Raw genomic sequence first — 7,120 nt, 5'->3', positions numbered from 1 at the left:
CGAGGTGGGTACGCTGCGGCAGCTTCTCAAAACCGCCATCCGGCATAAATGGTTGCAACACCTTCCCGACCTGTCGCTCGCTTGCGCGTGCCGTTCGGCAGGATCCTTGCCACCAGGCAGCGGTCATTGTCGTAGTCGATCGGCTGCGGCAAGGCCCCGAAGAATGCAAAGGTCTGGACGTGCGTGCCCATCGACTCAGGCTTTCGCCACGGCGGTTGGATAGGCCCGCACGTAGCAGCCGTCGCTGTGGGTAAGGTCGAGCACGAAGAAGTGCGTCTTCTGCTCGACACCGCCGATCACGACCGTCGCCTCGCCGAAATCGGCCTGCGCATGGCCGGGTGGATGCGACAGCGACACGAACACTTCGTGGCCGCGCTGATCCCGCTTGCGAAAATAATCCTTGATGATCGTATAGCCACGGGTGAACCCGCACTCGTCGCGCAACAGAGAGGTGTCTCGGGTTGTCTGAACAGTTTCGCGCGGTTTTCTAAGTGGATTTCGGCCTCGATTATGCTGCCACCATCATCGGTATCAGCGCGTTGAAGTAGGCCCGATCCGGCGTCTGCCGGTCAAGGGATGAATGTTGTGGGCGTCGGGTGTTGTAAAAGGTCAGATAACGGCTAATGCCAGCGCGGGCCTCGCGCACAGTTTTGTAGGCATGGAAATAGACCTCCTCGTATTTGATCGAACGGCAGAGCCGCTCGACGAAGACATTGTCCCGCCACGCGCCTTTGCCGTCCATCGAGATGGCGATCCCGGCCTTCTTCAGCACGGTCGTAAAGTCGGTGGCCGTGAACTGGCTGCCCTGATCGGTGTTGAATATGTCGGGCTTGCCATAGCGGGCGAGCGCCTCCTCCACAGCCTCGATGCAGAATGCCGTTTCCAGCGTGATCGACAGCCGCCACGACAGGACCCGGCGGCTAAACCAGTCAACGACGGCGGCAAGATAGACGAAGCCGCGTGTCATCGGAATATAGGTGATGTCCATCGCCCAGACCTGGTTGGGCCGGGTGACGGGTAGCCGGCGCAGGAGATAGGGATAGACCTTGTGCCCCGGCGCTGGCTTCGACATGTTCGGGCGACGGTAGATCGCCTTGATGCCCATCTTCTTCATCAGCGTGGCGACGTGAAGACGCCCAGTTTCCAGCCCTTCTCCTCTCAAGAGCCCTTGCAACATCCGACTTCCGGCAAACGGGTAGTCGAGATGCAGTTCGTCGATCCGCCGCATCAGGGCAAGATCGCCGTCAGGCATTGGACGAGGCAGATAATAGACGCTGCCACGGCTGCAGCCGAAAAGCTTCTCCTGGCGCACGACGGATAGCTTATGCTCGCGGTCGATCATTTCTTTCCGCCCAGCAATCCGGCTTTGCCGAGCGCACCGGACAAAAAATCGTTCTCCAGTGTCAGTTCGCCGATCTTGGCATGAAGCGTTTTCACAACGACAGCGGGTGCCGCCGCTTCCATCTTGGCTTCACCACCAAAAGCGCCCGTCGCCCCCTCTAGGAGCTGGTCTTTCCACTGCTTGATCTGGTTGGCGTGCACGTCGAACTGCTGGGACAACTCCGCCAGCGTCTGCTCGCTCCTGATGGCGGCAAGCGCCACCTTCGCCTTGAAAGCCGGGCTATGATTCCGGCGCGGTCGTCTCGTCATGATCTCTCCTGTTTCCGGCATCTAAGCCAAAGTCAGGCAGAAATTCCACTTATCCCCGGCTGTGCAGTTTTCCCGAGCCAGCTCTGATTCCCTGTCCCTCCTGCCTTCATTGCAGAAAGAAAATAGGCGGTCGGATTTTACTCCCCCCGCGGCCGGATTATTCCGCCGCTACCGTGGACGACTTTCGCTTCGTCGATCTCAAAGCGTATCGCCGGAGCGATAAGCAGACTTCCCACGCCGCACAGCGCCAAACCCATAGAAGGAATTATAGGAGCGTCGGTCGTTGGTATGGTCTTGTCTCATGGATGTTTGTGGATAGGGTCAACCCAGTACACGTCTTCAGGGGTTTCAATGGGATCGACGTCTGTAATATTGACGACGACTGCTTCATTGTCTGACCTTACCAATACACATTCCAGTACCGAATCCGGATCCGCATTTATTTCCTGGTGCGGGACATAAGGCGGCACAAAGATGAAGTCGCCCGGTCCAGCCTCAGCAACGAATTCCAGTCGGTCTCCCCAGCGCATACGCGCCTTGCCTCGAATGACGTAGATCACACTTTCCAGAGCGCCGTGATGATGGACGCCGGTCTTAGCGTTCGGCTCTATGGCGACCGTGCCGGCCCAGATTTTCTGTGCGCCCACCCGCGCGTGGTTTATAGCAGCTTGCCGGAACATGCCGGGTGTCTGTGCTGTATTCGAGTCTAGCTGATCGCCCTTGATCACCCTGACCCCGTCGTGTTTCCAACGTGGCTGGTCTGCGGAATGATCGCCGTGTTCTTCACTTTGCTTGGACATTGGACCTCTGATCTCCTCGAAAGAATGTATTACATAGAGTGTCGCCCCACTGTTCAATTGCGAAAGTCGAAAAGAGGGTATGCCGTCGGCAGCGCCGTCGCCCTCATCGAGGGGCGGGCGCTGAAGTCGACATGAAAGGCTGCCAGGCGCGGCCGCGCCGTCCGCCAGCGCCATATTCCGAAGCGAAAGTCCAAATAGCTCAGGACCACGGCCACGCTGATGGACCCGATGTTTACGTCGGTCAGGTCGGCGTGCCATTACGCCTCCGGGGCGTCGAGCGCACGTTCCACTCTTTGCCTCAACCTGTCGAGCCAGCGACGCCAATGCAGTTCCATTGGCTGCTGCGCGCTTTCGTTCCGATGAGTGACTGCGATTCCTTACACGATCGCTTGCAAAGTCAATCTGTGAAAACGCCTGACGACGCCTTTGGTCATCTGCGTCCATCCGGCTATATGGCAAATATAACTCTCGTTCAATCATACTCAATCGGTCGTCTTCAAGGAGCGTTTCAATCGTCTTGCCAGAGATCGTGGAGGTCTCGGAGCGGGCCTCCACGGACACTTCAGATGCCTTTGGGAAGATCGAACATTCCAGCGGGGAGACGCTCCAGATGATCGAGGATGTCGGAGGTATTCATGACGTCCGCATACTTTGCATGCATGTCGCAGAGGTTTATGGCGTGCGATGCTTCTGACCGATCGAAACAGCCTTCTTCCGCGATGGCGACACGGTAATTCAGGCTGAAGGCATCGATAACCGTGGCGCGTACGCAGCCGGATGTCGTCGTGCCAGTCACGATGACGCTGTCGCATTGCAAGAGTGTCAGGTAGCTGCCGAGGTCGGTACCGAAAAAGCCGGAGGGCTTGCGCTTCAAGACCACGATGTCCTTTGGACCGGGTGCTATGTCCGCAACGATCTCGTTGCCGTCGCGATTGCTGACCGACTTCAGGCCGGTGTCCTCCGACCAGCGGCTGTCCTTCCAGTTCCAGCTACCGCTATCCCAATTGTCGGCACGGCGGATGCCTGTGGTGTAGATGACCGGAACGCCTTTGTCATGGCTCTTGTCGATCAAGGACTTGATATGGGGAATTGCAGTCCAAGCATCCGCGCCACAGGACGTATGCCAGTGCTTGATCGATTCCATGATGGGGCGGGGCTCGTCATCGGTGAAGGCGTAACTGACATCGATGACGAGCAAGGCCGGGCGTTTTCCCAAACCTGCACGGGCACCGAAACCCGACGCAGCGAAAACGGCGCGATCCCGTTCCGTCAGGAACTTATCCCAAACGCGTTCGGTCATTGATTTTCTCTCCTGTGAGTGAGTGCTAGAGTAAAGACAGGGTTAGGCGGTCAGCTTTTCGCGATCGACGTGCTCGCGAAGGATGATCGATGCGCGGTAGCGCGGGTCGCCGGTCGTTGCGAGAAGCGCGTCGAGAATTCCAAGCGCGGTGCGTTCCCCGAGTCTTACCGCCCATTCGAACGGTCCCATCGGATAATTCACCCCGAGCCGCATGGCGGAATCGATCGCGTCGGTGGAGGCGACACCATGCATAGCGGTTTCGTATCCTTCGTTGATCAGCATAGACAGCGTCCTGGCCACCACCATGCCCGGACGGTCTGCGATCAGGGAGACCTTGAATCCCGCATTTTGCAGGCCGCCGATCAGAACCTTGGCCGTGCTGTCTGAAACATTCGGCGAAAGGCAGAGGCCGATTCTTTCGACCGTCGCCGGATCATGGATGTAGTCGTAGAGAATGACCGGCTTTCCCGCCGTCTTGGAGCGCTGCAGAGCAGTCCGCCCGTCAGTCATCGCCAAAAGTGTGCCGTCGATGATCCGCGGCTCCTGGCCCAATATGCCGCGATCGATCGAGAACGCGCCGCAAAGCGTCGCTTCGCAGGCGGCCATTGGCGGGCTCGCACCTTGCCGGTAGTCGTAGAAGCCGCGTCCGGTCTTGCGTCCGAGCCAGCCCGCATCGACGAGTTCTTTCTGCACAAGCGACGGCTTGAAGCGGGGATCGCCGAAATAGGCGTCGAAGACGCTGCATGTGACCGCAAAATTCACGTCATGGCCGATCATGTCCATGAGTGCGAAAGGCCCCATGCGGAAGCCGCCAGAGGCGGTCAGGAGAGCATCGATCGTCGCAATATCGGCGGTACCTTCCTCGAGAATGCGCAATGCTTCGCCGTAAAACGGCCGAGCGACGCGGTTTACGATGAAGCCGGGTGTGGAACGGCACAGGACCGCGGTCTTGCCCCAGGCCCGGGCGGTGGCGGCAAGGTGGTCGCAGACCGAAGTTGAGGTGGCTGCGCCCGCAACGATCTCGACCAGTTTCATCGCTGGGGCGGGGTTGAAAAAATGCATTCCCGCAAGTCGCTCCGGCCTTTGCATCGCCTGAGCAATGGCTGTGATGGAAAGGGAGGATGTATTGGTCGCCAGCAGTGTCTGCGATCCGACGATCGCTTCGAGATCCCTGAACAGCGACTGCTTCAAGGCGATATTTTCGGGTATCGCTTCGATGCAGAGCCCGGCATCGGCGAGATCGTCCAGTCCGTCGGCAATTCTTATCCGATCGAGCATGGCGCTTCGGCGCTCCTGGTCGAGCTTGCCTTTGGCGACCAGCGCCTGAAGCCGCTCGGCTATGGCGTCTCTGCCTCTTTCGGCAGCGCCGGCACCAGCATCGTAAAGTACGACCGGATGGCCGGCATTGAGTGCCACCTGAGCAATGCCATTTCCCATCGCCCCACTGCCGATGATGGCCACCATATATTCCGTCGACAATGCGCTCACGATTGCATCTCCAAGATAAGTCTCCTCGTCGCGCTTGCGTTCTTGATCATCGACTTCATCTCCACGACTTCGAACACTCTCGACCCGAGGGTTTTCGATCGGCCCGGAATTATGAGCGAGAACCGCGCGCACCAAAAAATTCCTCGTTATGGGCTCCGAGTGAAGGAGCGGAGACAGGAACCTCTGGGGAAGCGCGGAATGCGGCATCGATCGGGAGCGGCAAGGCTGGGATGACGGCGCCTTCCTCGTTCACCAGCGTGTGCCGGAACAAGCCTCTCGCGATGAAATGCGGATCGTTCATTGCCTGCTCTATGTCGGCCACCACGGAGCAGCAGCAGTCCTTGCCGGCGAATGCGCGCGCCCAATGATCAGCCGGCGCCGAACGGATGATGGTGCACAGGCGCGCGGTCGTCACGGCAGGGTTCAGCCTGTCATCGCGGAGGTCTTCTTGCAGTCCGACGATGGTGCAGAACGCGTCCCAGAATTTCTGTTCGATGGGTGCGGCGGCGACGAACTTGTCGTCTGAGGTGACATAAAGACGGTATCGCGGCGTGCTGCCGGTCACGAGATCGGTCCCGTTGCCAGGCCATTGATTGGCAGCAGTCCCATTGCCGATCGCCCAGTACATGAACGGGAAGAGGTTGTCGGCCATGGCGACGTCGAGGAAACGGCCGCGGCCTGTCGTTTGGCGCTCGGAAAGAGCGAGAAGGATATTGATGACGGCCGGGTATGCGCCTCCAGCGATATCGGCAATCAGGGCAGGGGGGATGACCGGATGGTCGGGGGTACCCATGGACAGGTGCAGCAGTCCCGAGTCGCCGATGTAGTTGAGATCGTGACCTGCAACACTCGCTTTCGGACCTGTGTGCCCGTAGCCGGTCACCGAACAGTAGATCAGGCCCGGATTTCTCTTGCGAAGGCATTCGTATCCGAGGCCGAGGCGGTCCATGACGCCGGGGCGGAATTGCTCCAGCAGAACGTCCGCAGATTCCACAAGCGGCATGAGCCTGGCACGATCGGCATCCGACTTCAGATCGAGCACGACGCTTTTCTTTCCGCGATTGAGGAGTGCGAAGTTTACTCCGGATGCTCCCCAGGTGGGCTGGTAGGCCCGCATCTCCTCGCCGGAGCCCGGTCTTTCAACCTTGACGACGTTTGCGCCGGCTTCGGCCAGGATGAGCGAGGCCATGGGGCCTGGCAGCAGGGTCGAAAAGTCGAGAATCTTGATACCTTCGAGAGGGCGCATCAGGAGCGTACTCCCCGCTTGGCGACAGCGGCTCGACGGGCAGGAGTGTAGGCCGGCGTGCCATAGGCCTCGAAAAGGGCGGCCGAAATATCGTAATGATTTGCCAAACCGCCGCGGATGGTCCGCTCGATAGGGCCATCGGGATAGCCAAGACCGGATCGGCAGGTGAGATCGATATCCACCTGCGTCGCCAGACCCTCATCCAGCAAGCGTAGGGCGGCATTGTATTTCGGCCGTACCAGACGGTCGACAATGCGGCCAACATGGTCGGTGCAAACGACAGTGACGAGGCCGGCAGATGCAAAAAGGTCTCGGGCGGTCGCGATTGCCTCTGGAGGGGTGTTCTTCTGGACGACCAGTTCCACGAGTGTCGAAGGTTTATCCGATCCATTTCGATATCGGGCGAAGCCGATGAAATTCGTTCCCTCTTCCCCCCTGTCTTCGCCGGTCAGATCGCCAAGGCACTCCATGCCTAGTTCGACCAGGATGGCCTTCTTCGTATCGTCGGGCTTGGGCTTGGTGCCTTTCAGGAACATGACGATGTCGGCTCGATCGACTGACACCGCATTTGCATGCAGCGGATCGTCGTCCGGAAAGGAGGTGCTTGGCGTCTTGGAAACAATCGCGTAGGGCATA

Annotated in this window: 6 protein-coding genes and 1 pseudogene; all 7 read right to left on the bottom strand. The window is 59.1% G+C overall.

Annotated elements, in window-relative coordinates; all coding sequences use genetic code 11:
• Positions 1-71 precede the first annotated feature (71 nt).
• Positions 72-522: pseudogene (locus AC1RWL_RS23400) on the bottom strand (IS21 family transposase); the annotation flags it as partial.
• Positions 509-1,650, bottom strand: a protein-coding gene (locus AC1RWL_RS23395; protein WP_493095916.1) for an IS3 family transposase whose coding sequence is annotated in 2 segments (ribosomal slippage) — positions 509-1,392 and positions 1,392-1,650 — 1,143 coding nt in all. Because the reading frame shifts where the segments join, the coding sequence is not laid out codon by codon here. The gene AC1RWL_RS23395 and the pseudogene AC1RWL_RS23400, both read right to left, overlap by 14 nt.
• A 299-nt stretch (positions 1,651-1,949) precedes the next feature.
• Entirely contained in the window at positions 1,950-2,450 is a 501-nt protein-coding gene (locus AC1RWL_RS23390; RefSeq protein ID WP_493095917.1) for a cupin domain-containing protein, read from the bottom strand.
• 562 nt (positions 2,451-3,012) lie between these two features.
• Positions 3,013-3,750 (bottom strand): isochorismatase family protein, encoded by a 738-nt coding sequence (locus AC1RWL_RS23385; RefSeq protein WP_493095918.1) that lies wholly within the window; start codon positions 3,748-3,750, stop codon positions 3,013-3,015.
• A 42-nt stretch (positions 3,751-3,792) separates the two neighbouring features.
• Positions 3,793-5,370 carry a 3-hydroxyacyl-CoA dehydrogenase NAD-binding domain-containing protein gene (locus AC1RWL_RS23380; protein WP_493095919.1) on the bottom strand — a complete coding sequence of 526 codons (1,578 nt, stop codon included), beginning with the start codon at positions 5,368-5,370 and terminating at the stop codon, positions 3,793-3,795.
• On the bottom strand, positions 5,348-6,484 hold the full coding sequence (locus AC1RWL_RS23375; protein WP_493095920.1) for a CaiB/BaiF CoA transferase family protein: 1,137 nt from the start codon (positions 6,482-6,484) through the stop codon (positions 5,348-5,350). The genes AC1RWL_RS23380 and AC1RWL_RS23375 overlap by 23 nt, the downstream gene beginning before the upstream one ends.
• Complete coding sequence (locus tag AC1RWL_RS23370) at positions 6,484-7,119, bottom strand: 3-hydroxyacyl-CoA dehydrogenase family protein (protein WP_493095921.1); 636 nt, start codon at positions 7,117-7,119, stop codon at positions 6,484-6,486. The genes AC1RWL_RS23375 and AC1RWL_RS23370 overlap by 1 nt, the downstream gene beginning before the upstream one ends.
• Position 7,120 lies beyond the last annotated feature (1 nt).

It is taken from the genome of Shinella sp. GW821-FHT10F02 (assembly GCF_058809275.1).
This window is presented reverse-complemented; position numbering and strand designations above follow the sequence as displayed.